Source organism: Lancefieldella sp., assembly GCF_057237245.1.
In genome coordinates this window covers 104,759-125,145 of the sequence record NZ_DBHHJM010000003.1, presented here as the reverse complement: position 1 = coordinate 125,145, position 20,387 = coordinate 104,759, and the positions used below count along the sequence as shown (strand labels likewise).

19 protein-coding genes are annotated in these 20,387 nt (G+C 50.7%); 4 read left to right on the top strand and 15 right to left on the bottom strand.

Annotation, left to right across the window (positions count from 1 at the left end):
- Window positions 1-188 precede the first annotated feature (188 nt).
- Together ACO5GU_RS03960 and ACO5GU_RS03955 are read left to right on the top strand one after the other, a co-directional pair.
- The gene (locus ACO5GU_RS03960) at window positions 189-968 is read left to right on the top strand and encodes an exodeoxyribonuclease III (protein ID WP_484800646.1); all 780 of its coding nucleotides are present in this window, start codon (window positions 189-191) and stop codon (window positions 966-968) included.
- 101 nt (window positions 969-1,069) lie between these two features.
- Complete coding sequence (locus tag ACO5GU_RS03955) at window positions 1,070-1,882, top strand: phosphatase (protein ID WP_484930232.1); 813 nt, start codon at window positions 1,070-1,072, stop codon at window positions 1,880-1,882.
- Window positions 1,883-2,521: 639 nt separating this feature from the next.
- On the opposite strand, the gene ACO5GU_RS03950 is transcribed toward ACO5GU_RS03955, so the two are convergent.
- The 3 genes from ACO5GU_RS03950 to tilS form a co-directional block, all read right to left on the bottom strand.
- Entirely contained in the window at window positions 2,522-3,706 is a 1,185-nt protein-coding gene (locus ACO5GU_RS03950; RefSeq protein ID WP_484930231.1) for a pyridoxal phosphate-dependent aminotransferase, read from the bottom strand.
- A 202-nt stretch (window positions 3,707-3,908) separates the two neighbouring features.
- Window positions 3,909-4,457, bottom strand: coding sequence for a hypoxanthine phosphoribosyltransferase (gene hpt, locus ACO5GU_RS03945; RefSeq protein ID WP_484909472.1), 549 nt, complete (start codon window positions 4,455-4,457; stop codon window positions 3,909-3,911).
- Window positions 4,457-6,106, bottom strand: a complete 1,650-nt coding sequence (tilS, locus tag ACO5GU_RS03940; protein ID WP_484930230.1) for a tRNA lysidine(34) synthetase TilS — start codon at window positions 6,104-6,106, stop codon at window positions 4,457-4,459. The genes hpt and tilS overlap by 1 nt, the downstream gene beginning before the upstream one ends.
- A gap of 69 nt (window positions 6,107-6,175) precedes the next feature.
- Here tilS and ACO5GU_RS03935 point away from each other — a divergent pair, with 69 nt between their 5' ends.
- The gene (locus ACO5GU_RS03935) at window positions 6,176-7,015 is read left to right on the top strand and encodes an MBL fold metallo-hydrolase (RefSeq protein WP_484930229.1); all 840 of its coding nucleotides are present in this window, start codon (window positions 6,176-6,178) and stop codon (window positions 7,013-7,015) included.
- Between the two features lie 269 nt (window positions 7,016-7,284).
- On the opposite strand, the gene ACO5GU_RS03930 is transcribed toward ACO5GU_RS03935, so the two are convergent.
- Window positions 7,285-7,719, bottom strand: coding sequence for an Hsp20/alpha crystallin family protein (locus tag ACO5GU_RS03930; RefSeq protein WP_035437391.1), 435 nt, complete (start codon window positions 7,717-7,719; stop codon window positions 7,285-7,287).
- Between the two features lie 286 nt (window positions 7,720-8,005).
- On the opposite strand from ACO5GU_RS03930, the gene ACO5GU_RS03925 reads away from it, so the two are divergent.
- Window positions 8,006-8,569, top strand: coding sequence for a hypothetical protein (locus ACO5GU_RS03925; protein ID WP_484863629.1), 564 nt, complete (start codon window positions 8,006-8,008; stop codon window positions 8,567-8,569).
- Between the two features lie 39 nt (window positions 8,570-8,608).
- On the opposite strand, the gene ACO5GU_RS03920 is transcribed toward ACO5GU_RS03925, so the two are convergent.
- The 11 genes from ACO5GU_RS03920 to ACO5GU_RS03870 all read right to left on the bottom strand — a co-directional run bounded on the left by ACO5GU_RS03920 (window position 8,609) and on the right by ACO5GU_RS03870 (window position 20,326).
- A complete protein-coding gene (locus tag ACO5GU_RS03920; RefSeq protein ID WP_484930228.1) occupies window positions 8,609-8,806 on the bottom strand; it encodes a hypothetical protein in 198 nt (65 codons plus the stop codon).
- Window positions 8,807-9,044: 238 nt separating this feature from the next.
- Complete coding sequence (locus tag ACO5GU_RS03915; protein WP_484930227.1) at window positions 9,045-9,302, bottom strand: hypothetical protein; 258 nt, start codon at window positions 9,300-9,302, stop codon at window positions 9,045-9,047.
- A 12-nt stretch (window positions 9,303-9,314) separates the two neighbouring features.
- Window positions 9,315-11,897 carry an ATP-dependent chaperone ClpB gene (gene clpB / locus ACO5GU_RS03910; protein ID WP_484930226.1) on the bottom strand — a complete coding sequence of 861 codons (2,583 nt, stop codon included), beginning with the start codon at window positions 11,895-11,897 and terminating at the stop codon, window positions 9,315-9,317.
- A gap of 212 nt (window positions 11,898-12,109) precedes the next feature.
- Window positions 12,110-12,556 carry a PIN domain-containing protein gene (locus ACO5GU_RS03905; RefSeq protein ID WP_484930225.1) on the bottom strand — a complete coding sequence of 149 codons (447 nt, stop codon included), beginning with the start codon at window positions 12,554-12,556 and terminating at the stop codon, window positions 12,110-12,112.
- Window positions 12,540-12,881, bottom strand: a complete 342-nt coding sequence (locus ACO5GU_RS03900; protein WP_484930224.1) for a hypothetical protein — start codon at window positions 12,879-12,881, stop codon at window positions 12,540-12,542. Before ACO5GU_RS03900 ends, ACO5GU_RS03905 begins: the two co-directional genes overlap by 17 nt.
- 64 nt (window positions 12,882-12,945) lie before the next feature.
- Window positions 12,946-14,580, bottom strand: a complete 1,635-nt coding sequence (locus ACO5GU_RS03895; protein WP_484930223.1) for an ABC transporter ATP-binding protein — start codon at window positions 14,578-14,580, stop codon at window positions 12,946-12,948.
- Window positions 14,581-14,780: 200 nt separating this feature from the next.
- On the bottom strand, window positions 14,781-15,251 hold the full coding sequence (locus tag ACO5GU_RS03890) for a heat shock protein transcriptional repressor HspR (RefSeq protein ID WP_484848158.1): 471 nt from the start codon (window positions 15,249-15,251) through the stop codon (window positions 14,781-14,783).
- Window positions 15,251-16,183 carry a DnaJ C-terminal domain-containing protein gene (locus tag ACO5GU_RS03885; RefSeq protein WP_484930222.1) on the bottom strand — a complete coding sequence of 311 codons (933 nt, stop codon included), beginning with the start codon at window positions 16,181-16,183 and terminating at the stop codon, window positions 15,251-15,253. Before ACO5GU_RS03885 ends, ACO5GU_RS03890 begins: the two co-directional genes overlap by 1 nt.
- Before the next feature lie 33 nt (window positions 16,184-16,216).
- A complete protein-coding gene (grpE, locus tag ACO5GU_RS03880) occupies window positions 16,217-17,083 on the bottom strand; it encodes a nucleotide exchange factor GrpE (protein ID WP_484930221.1) in 867 nt (288 codons plus the stop codon).
- 123 nt (window positions 17,084-17,206) lie between these two features.
- Window positions 17,207-19,111: a molecular chaperone DnaK gene (dnaK, locus tag ACO5GU_RS03875; RefSeq protein ID WP_484930220.1), complete on the bottom strand. Its 1,905-nt coding sequence runs from the start codon at window positions 19,109-19,111 to the stop codon at window positions 17,207-17,209.
- Window positions 19,112-19,309: 198 nt separating this feature from the next.
- Window positions 19,310-20,326: a hypothetical protein gene (locus ACO5GU_RS03870; protein WP_484930218.1), complete on the bottom strand. Its 1,017-nt coding sequence runs from the start codon at window positions 20,324-20,326 to the stop codon at window positions 19,310-19,312.
- Between the last annotated feature and the right edge of the window lie 61 nt (window positions 20,327-20,387).

The window sequence follows — 20,387 nt, the reverse complement described above, 5'->3', positions numbered from 1 at the left end:
GCTATGAATGTTTCTATTGTAGCGGTATTGGTGGCTACTAGTCGTATACCATGGATTTATTGAAAGTTTATTGCCGCAAACGCACCGCTTGGCGCCGTAACTGGAGTGTAAGATGTGCGTCACTCGCGGCTACTGTGATATGTATCCGCTGCAACCAAACCTCCAGGTCGCAGCATGAAAGAGGAGCTATGAGCGATACTCAAGAGTACAAACTGATTTCTTGGAACGTCAACGGCTTGCGCGCCGTGCTTAAGAAAGAGCCTTCGTTCACGGAAATTTTTGAAACCATAAACGCTGATGTATTTGCCCTTCAAGAAACTAAGCTGCAGGAAGGACAGGTTGAGCTGGACCTCCCTGGCTACGTTCAGACCTGGAACTACGCAGATAGAAAGGGTTATTCGGGCACAGCGGTTTTCTCGCGAGAAACCCCTCTGCAGGTAATTCGCCAGATTGGATGCCCTGTTGCTGACGATGAGGGCCGTGTTTGTGCGCTGGAGTTTGAGAAGTTCTGGTTTGTGTGCGTGTACACGCCAAACTCAAAAGACCAGCTTGCGCGCTTGGACGAGCGTCTTGAGTGGGATCAGCACTATCGTGAGTTTTTGGCTGAGCTGTCTGAGCAAAAACCAGTGATTACCTGCGGTGATTTTAATGTTGCTCACAACGAGATTGACCTCAAGAACCCTTCGTCTAACAGGCAAAACGCAGGCTTTTCGGACGAGGAGCGCGAGAGCTTTACCAAGCTGTTGGATGCAGGCTTTACCGATACGTTTAGGTACCGCCACCCCGACATGACCGGCGCGTACAGTTGGTGGAGCTACCGCTTCAACGCGCGCAAGAACAACGCGGGTTGGCGCATCGACTACTTCCTGGTCTCCGATCGTATTGCTGAGCAGGTCAAGAGCGCATCCATCTTGAGCGAGGTCTACGGCAGCGACCACTGCCCCGTCGAGCTGAGTATTGAGCTGTAGTCCGTGCAGGTGGCGAGAAGACCGGTCTTCTCGCCAGGATTGCCTCAAGGTGGCGGCCGTGATTAACTAGAGTTGTCGATTGAGATTCAAAGGAGCACGTCATGCGCATTACTTGCGACGTTCATACTCATAGTCTGTACTCAAGGCACGCCTATTCAACCATTGAGGAGAACGTTCGTGCAGCTTCTGAGCGTGGCTATGAGCTGCTTGGAATCACCGACCACTTCTCGTCCATGTTGTATGACCAGCAGACCATTAAGAATTTCCAGTTCTTTATGAACACCGCTATTTGGCCAGAAACCTGGTACGGCGTCAGGCTGCTGCATGGCGCTGAAGTGGACATTGTTGACCTCGAGGGCAATCTGTTTGCGTACGATATTACGTTTGACCAGGGCATTAATGGCGATAAACTCCGTCAGCCCCATATTCTTGGCGAGCACATCCTTGGCACCTGCGATTATGCGATTGCAAGTATTCATAGCAAGCAGTGGGCGGCTGGCGCTTCGCAGAAGCAGATTACCCAGATGTACGTAAATGCGCTGGATAATCCACATGTTTTAATTCTTGGTCACCTTGGCCGTAGTGGTTTAGATTTTGATGTTCCAGCGCTGGTCAGAGAGTGTCGCGATCGCGGTAAGCTCATTGAGATGAACGAGGCTACCCACGACGAAGGTCAGCGTGAGGTTGCTATTGAGCGTTGTCGTGTGATTGCAGAGACCTGCGCTGAGCTTGGATGCAAGATTTCTTTTGGCTCAGATGCTCACATTGCAACCCGCATTGCTGATGCACATTCTGTTATTAAGCTGCTTGAAGAGGTTGATTTTCCTGAGGAGCTTATGGCTTGTCGCGATGCCCAGACGTTTTTGGACACCATTGCTGACGCAAAGATTCCAGCTTCTAAGCAGGGATATTAAGCCAGACACGAGCACTGCAACTAAGGCGTCGCGCTGTTCGAACGGCTGCAGCTCACAACAACATCGCACAAAGAAACAAAGCCGCGTTTCCGCGCGACTTTGAACTGCCTCCCATTTCTTGGACACGAGAAATGGGAGGTAGTTCAAAACACACCTATGACAGATAATCTGTCAAAAAGACGTATACATGACGCTGAAAATAGCTAAAACGTGCAGATTATCTTCATTTGATGTGTAATATGGTCGCAATTGTGCAGATTATCTGTCATAGGTGTGTTCCTTAGAAGCGGAATTTACCTATAGTTAGATTTTTTATATTTCTCTATTCATTATTCAGCATATTACATGAAGTTTATGCATAGAGATGTATATCAGGTAGTACGACCGCCTAACTTCTTGGCTATCTTGATTAAGAACATGTCGATTCTTCAGCAGAACCTACCAAAGCTGCGCTATTTTGTGCGCCAGGCCTAAAAGCCGACGTTAACACGCTACAGAATCATAATCACCAGCGTATGAACTGCCCCCTCATTTCTTATATCCAAGAAATGGGGGGCAGTTCACTTTGTCATTTGTGGTCGATTGATTTTCTTGCCCGTTGGGTTTCTCGCCGTTGGGTCGTTGAACTCCCTGCGGCGCTTATTTCATTGCAGCAAGAGCCTTTTCCCAGGCAGCAAGCGAATCCACGCAGGTCTGGTACGCAACGCAGTAGCTCACGCGCAGCCAACCTGGACAGCCGAACGAATCGGATGGAACAGGGAGCAGCTCAAACTGCTTGGCCACATCGCAGAATGCCTGAGCGTCTCCACCAGGAGCACGAACCCACAGGTAGAATGCGCCATCAGGCTGGATGTACTCGTACCCAAGCTTGGTGAGGCCCTCGGTCAGAACTTCTCGATTCTTTGCATAGGCCTCAACATCTGCTGGCTCATCAACACAGTCGATAATGACACGCTGGAAAAGCGCTGGCGCGCACACAAAGCCCAGCAGTCGAGCAGCACCCGCGCAAGCTGCGTAAATCTCCTTCTGCTCCGGATTAGAAGCAGGAACCAGCACCCAGCCAATACGCTCACCAGGAAGCGAGAGGGACTTGGAGTAGGAATAGCACACAATGGTGCGCTCGTATACGTCAGGAACCCAAGGAACCTCAATATTGCCAAAAACAATCTCGCGATAAGGCTCGTCGGAGATGACGTAAATGTCAGTTCCCAGCTCAGTGGAGCGTTTGCGGAGCATATTGGCAAATGCATCCAGGTTTTCCCTGGTATACACAGCGCCAACAGGATTGTTTGGAGAATTGATAATCACCGCTCGAGTCTTAGGCGTAAGAGCTGCACAAACGGCGTCAACATCAATCTGGAAGGTTTTCTCGTCAGCTAAAACCTCAACGCAGGCAGCCTGAGCGTGATCAATCCACACGCGGTACTCGGGGAAGTATGGAGCAATAACAATGACCTCTTCACCTGGAGAAACAACGGAATTGAGCGCCATAGAAACGGAGGCAGCAGCTCCGCAAGTCAAGATGAGGTCGTCTGCCTGAGCTGCGTGATCTCCAAAGCGACGTCGGAGCGACGCGGCAATTGCCTCCCTGGCCTGAGGAATGCCGATTGCAGGTGTATAGCTGTGGACCTGCTGAGGAGGCAGCTGCATGACGGCCTCAATAGAGGTGCGAACAGACTCAGGAGCAGGCACGGAAGGGTTGCCAATCGAGAAATCAAACACATTCTGAGCGCCAATCTCAGCACGACGCTGCATCGCATAACCTGCAATCTCGCGGATTGCAGACTTTTCTGATCCGTATGCAAGACTTGTCAGATTGACCATGGTTTCTCGATTCTCTCGAAGCCTACCGTAACTACCCTTCTCGTAAACATCGCGTGAGTGCTGTGCCCTTCGCGACCGTCGATATATAGCATATTGGGCGAGAAAATCGATCTTCTCGCCCAAGCTTTAAAAGTTTTAACAAATTTGTATTTATTCCACAGGTTTTGCTGCAAATTTTTGAAGCAAACCGGCCCGCCTCAGCTTATTCGTACACGCAAGGCTTCAGAACGCCAACAAATGGCAGGTTGCGGTAGCGCTCAGCATAGTCCAGACCGTAACCAACAACAAACTTGTCAGGTACGTGGGTGCCCACATAACGAGGGTCAATAGCAGGGCGTTTGCCCTCAATGTCCTTGACCAGGAAGGCAGCAATCTCGATGGACGCGGGGTTACGAGACTTGAGCATGCGCACCAGGTAAGAAAGGGTTAGGCCGGAGTCCAGGACGTCCTCGACGATGATGACGTGACGACCCTCAATCTTAGTGTCAAGATCCTTTACGATGCGCACAACGCCGGAGCTCTTAACACCGTCACCGTAGCTGGAAACAGCCATAAAATCGATGGAGAGTGGGCACTCAATGGCGCGCATGATGTCGGCCATGAATACAACAGCTCCGCGAAGAACAGCAATGACCAGGGGGTTCTTGTCAGCGTAGTCACGCGTGATCTCTGCACCCACCTTCTTGACGATGTCCTTGATGTCTTGTTCGTCAAGCAGAATCTCTTCAATATCAGGGTGAAGCTCCGCCATTACTGGCTCCTCTCAAATGGCTTATGACCAGAATAGATGTTCAATTCTAGCAGCTGTTTTGTATCTTGCGTACATTTTACTCGTTCGTCGGGACGAATTCCCGCAACCCACACCACATGTCCACGAATATTTGTGCGCACAATAGGCATCATACTCCTGGATTCAACGGGCACGCCTGCCTCGCCCAGCAGGTCAGAGATCTTTTTTGACTGCCCATGCATGCCCAGGGGTTGCATGGTGTCCCCCGCCTCGGGTCCCGAGACCCACAGGCTGCCGCCGTGAACCGGATCTACCCCACAGGCGCGTGCGTCGAGAAGAACCGACTCACCCAACCACTCCTGGCTATGCGCGGTTGCATAGGACACGACGTCAAAGCCGTGCTCCACAGGGAAAATGCGTGCCGAAAGCACTCGGCCGTCTGCCAGCTCCAGCGTTCCTGGAACCGCAAGGTGCTCGCCAAACGTTGCTGCAGCAGGCGACGTACCTGCGGGTTTTCCGTTGGTCGCGACCGCCGCGCCCGCGGCGCTCGCGCTCCCCGCGGCGCCCGCCGTGCCCGCGCTCCTTGCGGCGCCCGTGAACGAGAATGTCACGGTGCCCAAACGAACGCGCGCCTCAAGGTTTTGCGGCAAGTTAGCCACGCCAACTCCCGCAGCAACCGCTTCGAGCACGGCATCTACGTGCCTGAACTCGAGCCAGGCCTCAGGGATTAGTTGCCGAGCCACAATCCTTACCACGCGGCGAGCAATCACTACGTCGGTAGAGCTCAGCTTTAACGCGTCAAGTACCAGCGAAGACTCGCTCTTGCGCAGCGTAATCTGCCTGAGCTTGCGAGCAGCCTTCGCCTCAAGATAATCGTCTTCGTCGGCCATCAAATCCGCAATTTTACACACCGTCTGCACCAACATCGGGTTTCTCGCCTTCAGCAGAGGGAGCACGTTATGGCGCATATACGCACGTAAATAGTGGGTGTCGGTGTTGGTGGCATCCTCATGCCATTCCAGGGTGCGAGTCTTCAGCCAGTCTTTGAGCTGGTCATGCGTGTAGTCAAGCAGCGGACGATAAATCAGCCCGCGGTGCCTAGGAATCGATGTCAGACCGCTCATGCCGGACCCGCGCATCACGTTCATCATGAACGTCTCCGCGCGGTCATCCGCCGTGTGCGCTGTCAAAATCTTTGCCTTCTGGCGAGAAACTCCCTGTTCAACGCAAAGTTTTTGAGCGAGTTCTCGCGCAGCGTCATACCGCACCCGACGACCAATTTCTTCCACGTTGCCGTCACGTTCCTGCGCGAGCTTTGCCACGTCCACGCGCAGCACGGTGCAGTGAATGCCCAGCGAGTCGCAAGTCTCTTGAACAAAGTGCTGGTCAGCATCCGCGTCCGCTCCGCGAAGCAAATGATTTACGTGCAGCACATGCAGGCGCTCTTTTGCAACGCGCACAAGTCCTGCGCCGTCACCAAGGTCAAGTGGCTCCGTTGCTGCCATGTGAAGCAGCGCCATCGAGTCGGCTCCGCCCGAGACCATAAGAATTACGGGCGTGGCGACCTGACCTCGATGCTGGCCTTCCGCCTGACCTCGGCGCGAGCCTTCTGCCTGGTCTTTTGCGTCGAAAGCGTTCTTTTTATTGAAGTATGCGTGTACGGATGGCACTTAGCACCAATTTCTGTCCGGTGTGTTTGTTACAGTTATACCCGAAAGTTACTCAGTAGAAAGAAATTCATGAATCCCACGTTTCGCCTACATATTCTTGCCAGCGGATCAAAGGGCAACTGCAGCCTGCTAGAAACGCTTGATGGTCTCATTATGATTGATTGCGGAATCTCTAGAAAAGAAATTCTGCGTCGGTCTAAAGAGCTGAACGTTGACCTCTCTGAGCTTGTGGCCATCTTTATTACGCATGAGCACACCGATCACGTCGCGGGTCTTTCGGTTGTCAGTAAAACTTTTGATGTTCCCGTGTTTGCTACAACAGGAACTGCTGCTGTACTTTCAAGAAAGCCCTGTTCAAATGTTACCTTTACCCTTGTTGACCAGGCAGGTTCTGTTCATATTGATGCCGCTCCAGACATTGAGGTAAGCACCTTCCCTACCTCGCACGATGTCTGCGAGCCTATGGGCATGCGCTTTGATTATCTTGCTGGTCCTGATAGGCGCATCGTGGACTCCGTGGGTTATTGCACCGACACAGGTATTTTGACGCCCAAGGCTCTCGAGTGCCTCTCTGACGTGCGCCTTCTTGCTATCGAATCCAATCATGATGAGCACATGCTGCTCACGGGACCCTATCCATACGTGCTCAAGCAACGTGTCCATGGAGACTCTGGTCACCTGTCAAACGAGTACACTGCGCAAGCGTTACCACAGCTTGTTGGCCCAAACACTCGCTGCGTAGTTGGCATGCATCTTTCTCACGAGAATAACCGTCCAAGCGTCGCAGTTAGAACGCTTGCTAAAGCGGTTGGCGCTCAGCCTCTCAACGATGCGTTTACCGAGGCGCAAACCCCCGACGGCTCTCTTGCCATCTGCGTAGCAAGCCAAGATTGGCCGATGTCGCTGTAAGCTGCACGTGTGCGCGCTGACACGCCGCGCGTCCCGGGCTCCGCACCCCAACAGCACGTCCCAGGCTTGCGGCAACAAAAAAGCGAGAAAACCTTGGAGCTCCAAGATCTTCTCGCTATGCGAGGTGCCTGTAATCGGGCGTTGAACAGGCACGTCTAGCCGTACGCACGGCTGCAGCTATACGTGCCTGGCAGGTCAACTACCAGGCACCTTACTGACTGAGTAAAAGCCTGGCTGACCGCCGAAGCCGCTGCTCAGATGTTCTAGTGTTAGTCGATTGCAATCTTTGTGACGCTAGCCTGCTGATCCTGCTTTGGAACAGTAATGGTTAGGATGCCACCATCAAGCTTTGCAGTTAGGCCCTCTCGAGCCGCATCCTTCAGATACACACCGCGAGTTGCCTGCCACTCAGAAGACTCTTTGTGCAGGTAGTTCTTGGCCTTCTCCTCCTCAGACTCCTTGCGAGCAGCAGTGATTGAAAGCCTACCTTCGTTGAGCTCGACGTCGATGTTCTCCTTGGAAACGCCGGGAAGCTCGGCCGTTACCACGTAAGACTGGCCTGCATCCTCAACGTTCATAACAAAAGCGTCGGACGAGACGGAAGACAGGGCGGAATAAGGCGCGTCAAAGAAAGAATCAAATGAGCCAAATGGCCACGTGCTCAGGTTCCTTGCAATACGATCATAGGGAACTACATTCTTCATAGTAACCACTCCTTTACTGGTAGATGCCGTTATTGGCACTTCGTTGTTCACTCTCTGTTGTACCCTGCTTGTGCAAATTTATACAACTTTTTATAAAATTTCTAAGTCTGTTTGACTAAGATTACCCTGCGGATATGTACCGAATGAATGCGCGAGCCGACACTCGAGCCGACACCCACCCAATCTGCGGCCACTCAAATATCCGAGTAAAACTGTGCAGGATTGCGCGCGCTGCGGTATCATGTTTTATATCAATGTTTTGCGAGACTACGACAAAAGGACCATCGTGGACACCTCGAACAACCTTGAAAACAACGTTTCACCTGCGGATCAGGACCCTCGTTCTGACACTCAGCAGGAGTTTGAATACGCTGAATCTTTTGAGCAGGAAGCCCAACCAGCTGATGGAGCCGAGCTTCACGCAACTGGTGCACAGCACTTCTCGTCGTCTGAGATTTCTGAGCATGCAGGCGAAGACGCTGCAAAGCAGCCGTACGTTCGCCAGCATCGCCATCACAAAACAGTGGAGCCTATCAGCGACTTTACGATGCCGGGCGAGAAACTCGAGATTCCAGAGAACCAGGCCGCTGGCTTTGAATCCAGCAAGGGCGCTTACGCGAAGAAGGGTTGGCGCAAGCCAAAGAACGAGATTGCTCACCTTCGCAAAGACGTTCACTACGGCCAATACCTGCAGGTTCCTAAGGGCCAGCGCGACATTTTTGTCAGAAAAGAGCGCCGTTCAAATGCAGGTTCGCTGATTGCCGCCATCATCGTTTTGGCCATCATTGCCGCAGTTTTCTATTTCCTCTGGACCTGGATGTCCACCAACTGGGGCGTTGCGATTCGCTAAACAGCAAAGCCGCGCGGTGTGCCAGCGGTAGCTGCAAAGTTACGAAGCCGCTTGATGTGCCGGCAACTGAGCCGCCCAGTGCGCGCCTGATTTCTGCAAAGAATCTGTACCTTTTGCCTGAAAATGTAAAAGAATCGGTGGATTTTGCCTGATTTCATCAAAGAATCTGTGTCCCAAACACAGATTCTTTGCACTTTTCAGGCGGACTTTGAAGCGTGCCCGAGATTGCCCTTCCATGGGCGCTCACATGGAGCCTGATTTTCTCGCCATGTCTGAATGATTTGCCGGAAAAGTGCACCAAGTCTGAGCTATTTGCCGGTTTTTCTCACCATGTCTGAGTAAATTTATTCAGACATGGTGCACTTTTCAGGCTCGCAATTATGGACTAACCATCGGACTGCACACAAAAAGCCGCTGATACGTCATATACCAGCGGCTTTGTTTGTAAAGCTCAGCGTGTGGCGAGAAACCCCGTCTAGCTCCAGGGATCGCGCTCAAAGAGTGGCTCGCTCACGGGACGACGATCGGAATACGGGTCGTAGCCGTCATCGTCCTCGTTTTCCGCGCGTGCGAACTCCGGGTCAACAACCTGCGCTTTCTTGGAATCAGCGTCCTTGCGCGCCGCACCCTGCGTCGTGACCTGCGGCGCGACCTGCGGCGTGGCCGTCGCAGCAGCCTTGCACGCCTCGACCTTTAGCGTTTGGTTCACTGGCTTGCCAGTCTCGTCACACATGCGCAGCCTCACTTACTTCTTGCGAGCAACCAAGTTGCCGTTCTCGTCAGTATCAACCAGAACAGTATCGCCCTCATGCAGCTCACCTGCAATAATCAAGTTTGCTACCTGGTCAACAACGCGACGCTGAATCAGTCGCTTCAGAGGACGAGCGCCGTAAACAGGATCCAGGCCGTCAAGAGCCAGCGACTGCTTTGCAGCCTCGGAAAGCTCCAGCGTCATGCGCTCGCTCGCAAGTCTGCTACGAACATCCTTGAGCTGAATGTCCACGATGCGCTCGATGTCCTCAAGACCCAGAGGCTGGAAGACAACCACGTCGTCGATGCGGTTCAGGAACTCAGGGCGGAAGGAGCTACGCAGCGCCTCCATGACCTGCTTTCTGGACTCTTCAGTAAGGCCCTCTTCGCCAGCGCCAGCAATGAACTGCGAACCAACGTTACTGGTCATGATAATGATGGTGTTCTTGAAGCTTACTACCCTACCTTGACCGTCCGTCAGGCGACCGTCGTCCAGCACCTGCAGCAAGATGTTGAAGACATCGGGATGAGCCTTCTCCATCTCGTCCAGCAAGATGACGGAGTATGGATGCCTACGGACTGCCTCGGTGAGCTGGCCGCCCTCGTCATAGCCCACGTATCCTGGAGGTGCGCCAATGAGTCGCTGGACCGAGAACTTCTCCATGTACTCAGACATATCAATGCGGACCAGCGAGCGCTCGTCGTCAAACAGCAGCTCTGCCAGCGCCTTTGCAAGCTCGGTCTTACCTACGCCGGTTGGGCCCAGGAAGAAGAAGCTGCCCAGAGGCTTGTTTGGATCTGCGAGGCCTGCGCGAGAACGACGGACTGCTGCAGCAACTGCGGAAACAGCGTCGTCCTGACCAATAACGCGCAGGTGAAGCTGGTCCTCAAGGTTCTTGAGCTTGTCCATCTCGCCCTGCATCATCTTGGACACAGGAACGCCGGTCCACGAAGAAACTACCTCGGCAATCTCATCCGTGGTGACCTCTTCCTTGAGGATTCCGCCGTCTTCCTGCTTGGCGAGAAGGGCTTTTTCTGCCTCATCGTATTTGCGCTCAAGCTCTGGAATAGTGCTATAACGAAGCTCGGATGCCTGCGCCAAATCACCCTCACGGGTCACGCGCTCCATCTGCGTCTTTGCGTCCTCAATCTGGGACTTCAAGTCCTGTACCAGGTCAATTGCCCCGCGCTCGTTCTGCCAGTTGGCCTTCATACCATCAAGCTTCTCCTGCGTCGTTGCAATCTCTGCGCGGAGATTCTCCAGGCGCTCCTTGGAAGCAGCGTCCTCCTCCTTCATCAGAGCCTGCTCCTCAATCTGCATCTGAGTGAGCTGACGGTCAACCGCATCAATCTCTGCTGGCATAGAATCCAGCTCCATACGAAGCCTTGATGCCGCCTCATCTACCAGGTCAATTGCCTTATCTGGCAAGAATCGATCAGAAATGTAGCGGTTAGAGAGGTCTGCTGCTGCAACCAGAGCGGAGTCCGTAATACGGACGCGGTGGTGCTGCTCGTACTTCTCCTTGAGGCCACGCAGAATAGAAATGGTGTCTTCAACAGAAGGCTCGGAGACAAGTACGGTCTGGAAACGGCGCGCAAGAGCAGCGTCCTTCTCGATATACTTGCGGTATTCATCCAGCGTAGTAGCACCAATTGCACGGAGCTCGCCACGAGCAAGCGCTGGCTTCAAGATGTTACCAGCGTCCATGGATCCCTCGGAAGCGCCAGCGCCTACGATGGTGTGAAGCTCGTCGATGAAGAGGATAATCTGGCCGTTAGACTTGGCCACCTCTTTGACCACGCTCTTCAAGCGATCCTCAAACTCACCACGGTACTTTGCGCCTGCTACCAGGGCAGACATGTCAAGCTCAACAAGCTCTTTGTCGCGCAGGGTGCTTGGAACGTCGCCAGAAACAATACGCTCTGCCAGGCCTTCCACAATTGCGGTCTTACCAACACCAGGTTCGCCGATAAGAACAGGATTGTTCTTGGTGCGGCGGCTCAGAACCTGAATGGTACGGCGAATCTCTTCGACGCGACCAATAACTGGATCAAGCTTTCCCTGGCGAGCAAGATCGGTCACGTTGCGACCGTACTGCTCCAAGGCCTCAAACTGCGGCTTTACATCCTGAGAGGTTACGCGTTCATCGCCACGAAGCTCGTTGTAGACCTCTTCCACGCGCTTAGCAGTAACGCCGGCGTCGCGAAGAATCCTACCTGCATCAGTGTTGTCGTTTGCCAGCGCAGTGAGCAGATGCTCGGAGGTAACGTAGGAATCTCCCAACTTAGTGGCAAGCTTCTCTGCCTCGTTGATAACCTTGAGAAGGTCATTGCCAATGCCAATCTGTGCTCCACTTACTTTTGGAGCCTTAGAGATCGCCTGGTCTACCTGTGCAGCAATGGCGTCAGGATCTGCGCCAATCTTCTCCAAGATAGAACGCAGGTTGCGCTCATTGCTGTCCAGCAGCGCCTTAAGCAGGTGCGTTGGTGCAACCTCGGAAGCCTCTACATCACCAGCAATACCAAGAGCTGCCTGCAGCGCTTCCTGGGCGGTTACGGCCCATTTATCTAGTCTCATAAAATCACCTTCCTACCCCAAACAAAAGTCGTGCCGGGGACTGAATCTTCATCGGATTCTATATACCCCCAAGCACGACTTTTAATACATATCTAAGTGTGTTTGTAGTAGATTTTCTTATTAAGTTGTACTGAGCTTTTTCGCAGCCGCGCTCTGAGCTTTTTCGCAGCCAAGCGTTAAGCTTTTGCAGCCCTACCCGCGCCTTACTGCCTCTAAAATTCAGCCTCTTCATAGACAAGATTTTGCTCAGTCTCTATTGTCGAGAAAAACTTGGCAGGTGTAAGCACTGGTATATCCGAGCGAACAAAATCTGCCGTGTTTCTTGTGACGATATAATCTGCCTTTATCTTTTTTGCTGCGCGCCAAATAAGACAGTCTTCAAAGTCTTCCCACTGCTCCGACAGTGCATTTGAAATATCCGCTCCATCAAAAGAACATACGTTGAGCAGCGGAAACACCTCTTTCAGGATTTCTTGCATACGAGCAGAGCCGTGAGCCTTAGCGCCCACATAGTAGAGATCTGTGTATGACTGAGCTGCTATCCACAGCTCAGCGTCCCTAAACTGCTTCATTATAAAAAGCTTTTTTGCATCAGCAACAAACTGCTCCCTACACAAAAAGACATCCAGCAAAACGTTAGTATCAATCAAGAGCTTCATAGTCACTTGACCTCCACTCGCTGATTGCTTCTTTGTAGGTACCATCGCCTAAATCATTCCAAAACGACGCCGGTGCGGGAACTGAAATCTTTCCAAAGAGTGCCGAGAGCTGCTCTTTGTCCTTCTCGCTCAATTGACGAGAAGACCCTTTGGCAGAAGATTCCAACGAAGTGCTTTCATGAGCATCGGGAAGTTTGCCTGTTACCAGCACATATTCAAAGGCTGCATTAATCAGCTGGGTGGTGTTTGAACCAAGCGATTCAAGAATCTCGGAAACCTGATTTTTGACTTCAACAGGAATACGAGCAGTTACAATGCTGTCCATGAGCACTCCTTTACCTAGTTATATCATTGTATTCACGTATTACAACTAGGTCAAGAAGCACTGATTAATCAGTTTCAGACTGGATGTTTCCGTCTTTTAAAACAAGGGAATAAAAGTGTTCTCTTATTTCAGGGGTCACTTGATGAGACGTCATAATAACGGTTCTCTCATCATCTTTTAAGATCAAATCAATGAGACTCTGAACAGAATCGGAATCCAAATGGGCAAAGCTCTCGTCATAAATCACAATTTGTGGCTTAAACAAAAAGATTCGTGCAAGAGCTAACCGCTGTCGTTCTCCACCAGAAAGACTACTTCCTGCCTGGTCAATCATATGATTGATTCCATCTGGATATCTGGTAAGAATCTCAGAAAAGCCTGACTTTGTTATAGCATCAATAATTTCTTCATCAGTAAACTCATGGCAAAACAGCGTAACGTTATCCCTGATAGTCGCGTTAAAAATAAACGTTTGCTGAGAGCAAGGGATTATAAATCGAGCATATTGCTCACTTTTGAATTGCTTGATTGGAACACCATCCAAACAAATGTCTCCGTTATCTGGGCTCAGAGCATCCGTTAGCAGCTTGATTAGTGTTGTCTTTCCACTTCCCGAACTTCCTTCTAGTAGATACTTTCCGCCACGTTCCAAAGTAAAACTAATATCCGATAAAACTAATTTGTCCTTGTCATAGCCATACGAAACATGATTGACCGTTAGATTTGCAAAACGCTCAGGGGTATTTTCTGCCCCACTTTCTGTAGCTGGAGCTTCATTAAGAAGCGTTTGTATTTTAGTAATTATCTCTTTTGCACTTCTCATATCAGTAATTGAATCACTTATGTTTTGAATAGGATTTGCTATGTAGACAACAAGCTGAGATGCCGCAACCATCATTCCTACTGTCATTAATCCATTAAGGGTAAGAATGGCGCCAATAAAATAAATTCCAATGTAAATAATTTGACCCACAGTGAATGAGAGTAAGCGAGCTAAAGAACTAAAGTACCGAGCACCAAATTTCTGCTTCTCCCAAGCCTGATTCGCACTGCTCATGGCAACCCGCGAAGCCTCTGTTAGGTGAAAGCTTCTAAGCAAATCAAATCCTTCAAGATGTTCATTTGCTGTAGCAATAAAATGCTCAGCTGACTCAGATTGTTCTTTTCGCTTGTTAGAAATGATTCCAGACATTGTGTTAGGTACAAACATCTGCACAGCTATCATGCATAAAATGAACAGTACAAGCCACGGCGAAATAAACAGCAAAATTATTAGGCTTACTACACCAGAAAAGACATCTATCAAGAGATCAATAAAGACGCGGAAATATGTTTCCTCAAGTAAATCAAGGTCGTTAGTAAGGATTGAGAGCCAATGACTTGTATTGAATGAGTGGAACTCAGGAATTGAACGATTGAATATCTTTGTAATCAGTTCATCGCGTAAATGCATCTGACAGCCCTGTATAACTGACCAGCGCAAACGCCTGCAAATTAAGTCAACAATAAAATAGCAGAATATATAGAGGCCAAACCAGAGCCCATCATTCAATGCGTCCGACAAATTGCCATCCATGGCAAGATTAACGGATTGAAGCATTACAAATGAAAGTGCAATTTCGAACAAACTACTTAAAAGAGAGAAGACTACAAAGAATATTAGTTTGCTCTTTTGTTGAGCGTAAAGGTATTTAAGCATGCCATCTCCTTTAAAAGAGATTTCGTTTTAAAAAGGTTATGACTGCATGTGGTATTCGGTATTCGGTATTCAGTATTCGGTATTCGGTATTCGGTATTCGGTATTCGGTATTCGGTAAATGGTAACCAAACAAAAAACCAACTCTCCGCATACATGTGCGGAGAGCTGGTCACCTTACTAGTAACACTTGCCTCGTCGTCTTACGATTCCTTTGGCTGCGTTGGGTCGCCTTCGGCGTTGGCGTCAGAAGGAGCGGAGCTAGGCATACCAAGCAGACGTTGCATCACCATCTCTGGACTGGTCTCGCTGTAACGAACAAGCGAGGTGATGCGCTCGCGCATGTGGTACTCATGGAGCTCATCCTCAAGCACGCGAATGCGTTCACGCAGCTCATCGATAAGATCGTCCTTCTCGAGAGCTCGCTCGCGCATGTCCAAAATGCGCACAACACCGGCAAGATTGATGCCCTCGTCCGTCAGCTTGGAGACAAGATTGAGGCGGTCAATGTCCGCGCGAGAGTACAGGCGCGTGTTGCCCCTGGAACGGCCGGGGTTGATCAGGCCCTTCTGCTCGTACACGCGCAGCGTCTGCGGATGCATGCCCGTGAGCTCGGCCGCAACGCTGATCATGTAGAGCGGCTTGTTACGACCGTCGTCCTTCTTTCGAGCCATTACCGCTCCTCTCGGTAGCTGCGCTCGTCGGCGTCAAGCAGCGCCTGAAGAGCGTCTCGCTCCTTCTTGGAAAGTTTTGTTGGAACCTTGACATCCACCGAAACATACAGCGCACCGCGAGTTGCAGGATCTTTCACGCGAGGAGCGCCCAAGTTCTTGAACCTGAACGTCTTTCCACTCTGCGTACCTGCGGGAACCTTGAGTCGCACCGTAGTTCCGTCAGGCGTTGGCACGTCAACCGAGGTGCCTAAAGCCGCCTCGTAGATGCTTACTGGCAGCTTCATGCGCACGTCAGCACCATCTCGCGAGAAGACCGGGTGAGCCGCAACGTTGATGGTAACCACAAGGTTGCCTCGTGGACCGCCATTAACGCCGTACTCGCCGTGCTTCTTGTAGCGCAGCTTCATGCCATCGTAAGCGCCAGCTGGCACTTTGATGGTCAGCGACTGCTCCTCACCAGTTGAAGGCACGCGATACGTTGCCTTGCGAGAAGTTCCCTTAAACGCCTCGTCAAACGATACATTTACGGACATAGTAAGGTCACTGCCTGCAACTGGACGGTTTGCTCGCCCGCCAAAGATATCGGCAAAGTCAAAGCCGTTGGATCCTGCACCAGCACCGCCACCAAAGCCGCTAAAGAAATCGGCAAAATTGGCGCCGTTTACGTTGGTGGTATAGGTGAACCCACCCTGGCGACCACCAAATCCACCTCCAGGAATACCGCCAAATGCGAGCATTTGGTCATACTCCTGGCGTTTCTTATCGTCAGAGAGCGTGTTGTACGCTTCCGAAATCTCTTTGAACTTGGCTTCATCGCCACCCCTATCAGGGTGGTATTTAGCTGCAAGTTTTCTGAACGCTTTTTGAATATCAGACTTCGAGGCGTCGCGCTTCACGCCAAGAACGTCATAAAAAGTCTTACTACCTGCCATTCAGCACGGCCTCCTCTCTAAAACTACTCTGTCCTACTCAGCTACACCGTTCGCAGTTGTGCCATTTGCGGCAGCGCCGTCTACGGTTTCGCCCTCAGCAGCTGCGCCGTCAGCAGCCTCTGGCTCAGCTGGACGCTTTGGGCCGCCGTGGGTAACAACAACCATTGCAGTACGAATGTCCTTGCCGCCCATACGATAGCCCTTTTGGTACACCTGGGCGACGGTCTCATCATACGCCTGGGTATCCTCAATCTGGCTCACTGCCTGGTGAGATAGAGGATCAAAAGCCTCGCCAACAGGATTGACTACCTCAACGCCCTCTTTGTTCAAGACGCCCACAAGCTTATTGCATACTGCGGAGACGCCCTCAACAAACTGCTGAGCTGCAGGGTCGGTCAGGTTGTCCGCGTGCTCAATTGCGCGCTCCAGGTCATCAATGACAGGAAGCAGGTCAACTACCAGCTTCTCTGTTGCACGCTGACGCTCATCAAGACGCTCCTGAGCGGTACGACGACGGTAGTTATCCCAGTCAGCCTGCAGGCGAAGGAAGCGATCATTTGCCTCAGCTGCCTGCTGCTTTGCTGCCTCAATCTGGTCAGAGACCGAGTCCAGCTCGTTCTGCAGGCGGTCGCGCTCCTGAGCTGCACGCTGAGCGTCAGCAGCAATCTCTGCCTCAGCCGTCTCTTCTCCGCGACGAATTGCCTCAGCAACCATCTCTTCTTCGGTCATCGGACGGCCTGCGCCAGCCACTCCAGCTGCGCCGTTGGCAGCGGACTCGTTGCCATCAAGCGTCTGACTTGCGGAACCATCTCCCACAACGCCAACGGCGCCTACGGTTTCATCACCGTTATTCTCGTTATCAAAGGTAGTGTCAACCTTGTTCTGATTTTCTGTTGCCACCGCCATCACCTCCCTATGTGTAGAAGGCGGCCAAACGTTTCCGCCAGCCGCCTCCGAGTCATATCACATTGTCTACCAGCTGCTGCACCAAGTTACCCAAGCGCATATGCCGAGAAACTCAGATTAGTTCTGGTTCTTATCGTCGTCGACAACCTCGTAGTCTGCATCAACAACGTCTGGCTCAGAAGGGTTGCTTGCTGCGCCGTTGTTGCCTGCGGTCTGAGCCTGAGCGTCTGCGTAGACAATCTCTGCGAGCTTCTGACCAACCTCGGTGAGCTGCTCGCCAGCCTTCTTGATTGCCTCAATGTCGGTGCCATCAAGTGCGGTCTTTGCCTCAGCAACAGCCTCTTCAACAGCCTTCTTCTGATCCTCTGGGACCTTATCGCCAAGGTCTTTGACGGTCTGCTCGGTGCTGTATGCCAGGGAGTCTACCTGGTTGCGGACCTCAATCTCGTCCTTACGCTTCTTGTCTTCCTCAGCGTGGGACTCTGCGTCCTTGACCATGCGGTCAACTTCGTCGTCGGACAGAGCGGTGGAGCCAGAAATGGTGATCTCCTGGGACTTGTCGGTTGCCTTGTCCTTAGCGGTAACCTTCAAGATGCCGTTTGCGTCGATGTCAAAGGTAACCTCAATCTGGGGGATACCACGCTGAGCAGCAGGAATGCCAGTAAGGTTGAACTTACCAAGGCTCTTGTTGTCAGAAGCCATCTCGCGCTCGCCCTGGAGGACGTGAATCTCAACGGAAGTCTGGTTGTCAGCTGCGGTGGAGTAAACCTTTGTGCTGGAAGTTGGGATGGTGGTGTTGCGGTCGATGACCTTGTCAACAACGCCGCCGAGGGTCTCAACACCCAGGGACAGTGGAGTTACGTCCAGCAGCAGGATGCCGGAGACGTCGCCGGTAAGAACGCCGCCCTGAACAGCTGCACCGTCTGCAACAACCTCGTCTGGGTTTACGGACATGTTAGGCTGCTTGCCGGTCATGCTCTTGACTAGGTCCTGAACAGCTGGCATACGAGTGGAGCCGCCGACCAGAATGACCTCGCTGACGTCGGAGAGCTGAAGGCCTGCGTCCTGGAGTGCCTTGGTTACAGGAGCCTTGCAGCGGTCGAGAAGGTCGCGGGTGATGCGCTCGAACTCTGCACGAGTCAGGGTGTAGTCAAGGTGCTTAGGACCAGATGCGTCTGCGGTGATGAATGGCAGGTTGATCTGTGCCTGCTGAGCGCTGGAGAGCTCCTTCTTGGCGTTCTCTGCAGCCTCCTTGAGACGCTGAAGTGCCATTGGATCCTTGCGGAGGTCAATGCCGTTGTCGGAGTTGAACTTGTCTGCAAGCCAGTCGATAACGCGCTGATCCCAGTCGTCGCCGCCCAGGTGGTTGTCGCCGTTGGTTGCAAGAACCTCAACAACGCCGTCTGCAAGGTCAAGCAGGGAAACGTCGAAGGTACCGCCGCCGAGGTCGAAGACAAGAACCTTGTGGTCCTGATCCTTCTTGTCCAGACCGTAAGCAAGAGCTGCTGCGGTTGGCTCGTTGACGATACGCTGAACGTTGAGGCCAGCAATCTTACCTGCGTCCTTGGTTGCCTGACGCTGTGCGTCGTTGAAGTATGCTGGGACAGTAATGACAGCGTCGGTTACAGGCTCACCGAGGTACTTCTCGGCATCTGCCTTCATCTTTGCAAGGGTCATAGCGCTGATCTGCTCTGGAGTGTAGTCAACGCCGTCAATCTCAACGACTGCGCGACCGTCGGTGCCAGCCTTAACCTTGTAAGGGACAGTCTTGATCTCAGACTGGACCTCGTCAAACTTGCGGCCCATGAAACGCTTGATGGAGAAGACAGTGTTTACAGGGTTGGTAACAGCCTGGTTCTTTGCTGCCTTACCAACAATGCGGTCACCGTCAGCACGGAAGCCGACGACGGAAGGAGTTGTGCGGTCTCCCTCGGCGTTTACGATAATAGTTGGCTCTCCACCCTCGAGGACAGCCATAGCTGAGTTTGTAGTACCCAGGTCAATTCCAAGAATCTTACCCATTGTGAATCATCCTTTCCTATGTACGTGTTCCGTTTGGCGAGAAACCCCACAGGTAGATGACCTGAAAAGGGGCACAAGCTAACCGTGAACACATACCGTGTTTCTGCTTTACGGTTTTGCTTATACCCCTATGTCTGACTTATATACATAATCTAAGTCAGTTTGTAGTAGATTTTTTTAATGTTCTCTATAAATAAATTATGATTCTTGTATTGTAGAACTGGAAACTTGAATTAAATAAGTCTTTATCGCATCCTTCCTTACCCATCTGTAATTATTCGCATGGATGATAATGCTAACAACACCATCATTGTTTGACAATAAATCCGCGTTCTCTAAGCAATAATATTCACCACTATCATAAACAACAACTTCTACACTTTTGGCACCATTGACAGAAGCTTCGGAAGTTATTAAATATTTGTAGGATAATTCTGAAATTCTATAGCCGAAATAAATTGAAAGAATACCAGTAACTAATGTAATTGCGAGCAAAAGAGAAATTTTAGTTTTAGCAATCCAGCCTTTTAAGGTATCTATTGAGGTATCTAATTTTAGGTTAATTGTTTTATCCAAAATATTTTTATATGTATTAAAATCAACTAAGTAATACACTAAAAATGACAGATATAAAATAAGAAAAATTATCGGAACAAGAAAGATTGTAAAAGCGGCTATAAGCTCGTTGCTAAAAATGAATTTAATAGCTTGAGGGTAAAAGAAAACAGCACCGTTAATTATTAGTAGTAATAATGTCATTATTACTACATCCTTAAATACGCTGAGCAGTCTTTTATTCTTAAAGCCGGATAAAAAATTATAAAATAATATGCAAATCCCAATTATCGTCAATACTACACTGAAGTACACAATTAATACTTTGATAATTATCTCTAAAATTAGAAAAAAAATAGAGAGACAGAAAATTCTAAATCCATTTGACCGATTAAATTTATTTACAGACCAAATACAAGCAAGAAGTATTACAGCAAAAATGGTGCCGAATATTATTATTTGAGGAATCTGACCCCTCCAATCGGAAAAATAATTAAAACTTGTAACCCCATATGCCAGCATTCTGCCATATTGATAAGGGTAGTACGTTATCGCAAATAGAAATAGAACAATTCTTGATATTAAAATCTCTTGTTCGCTTTCCTTCTTTTTATGTGTCTGCATAGAACTTGGCCTAAGAAACCCATAATAAAATTTCACTTCAACTCCAATTAAATCGTTTAATCAGATGTCAGGTGTCTTTATTATAGCTTTAAGATTC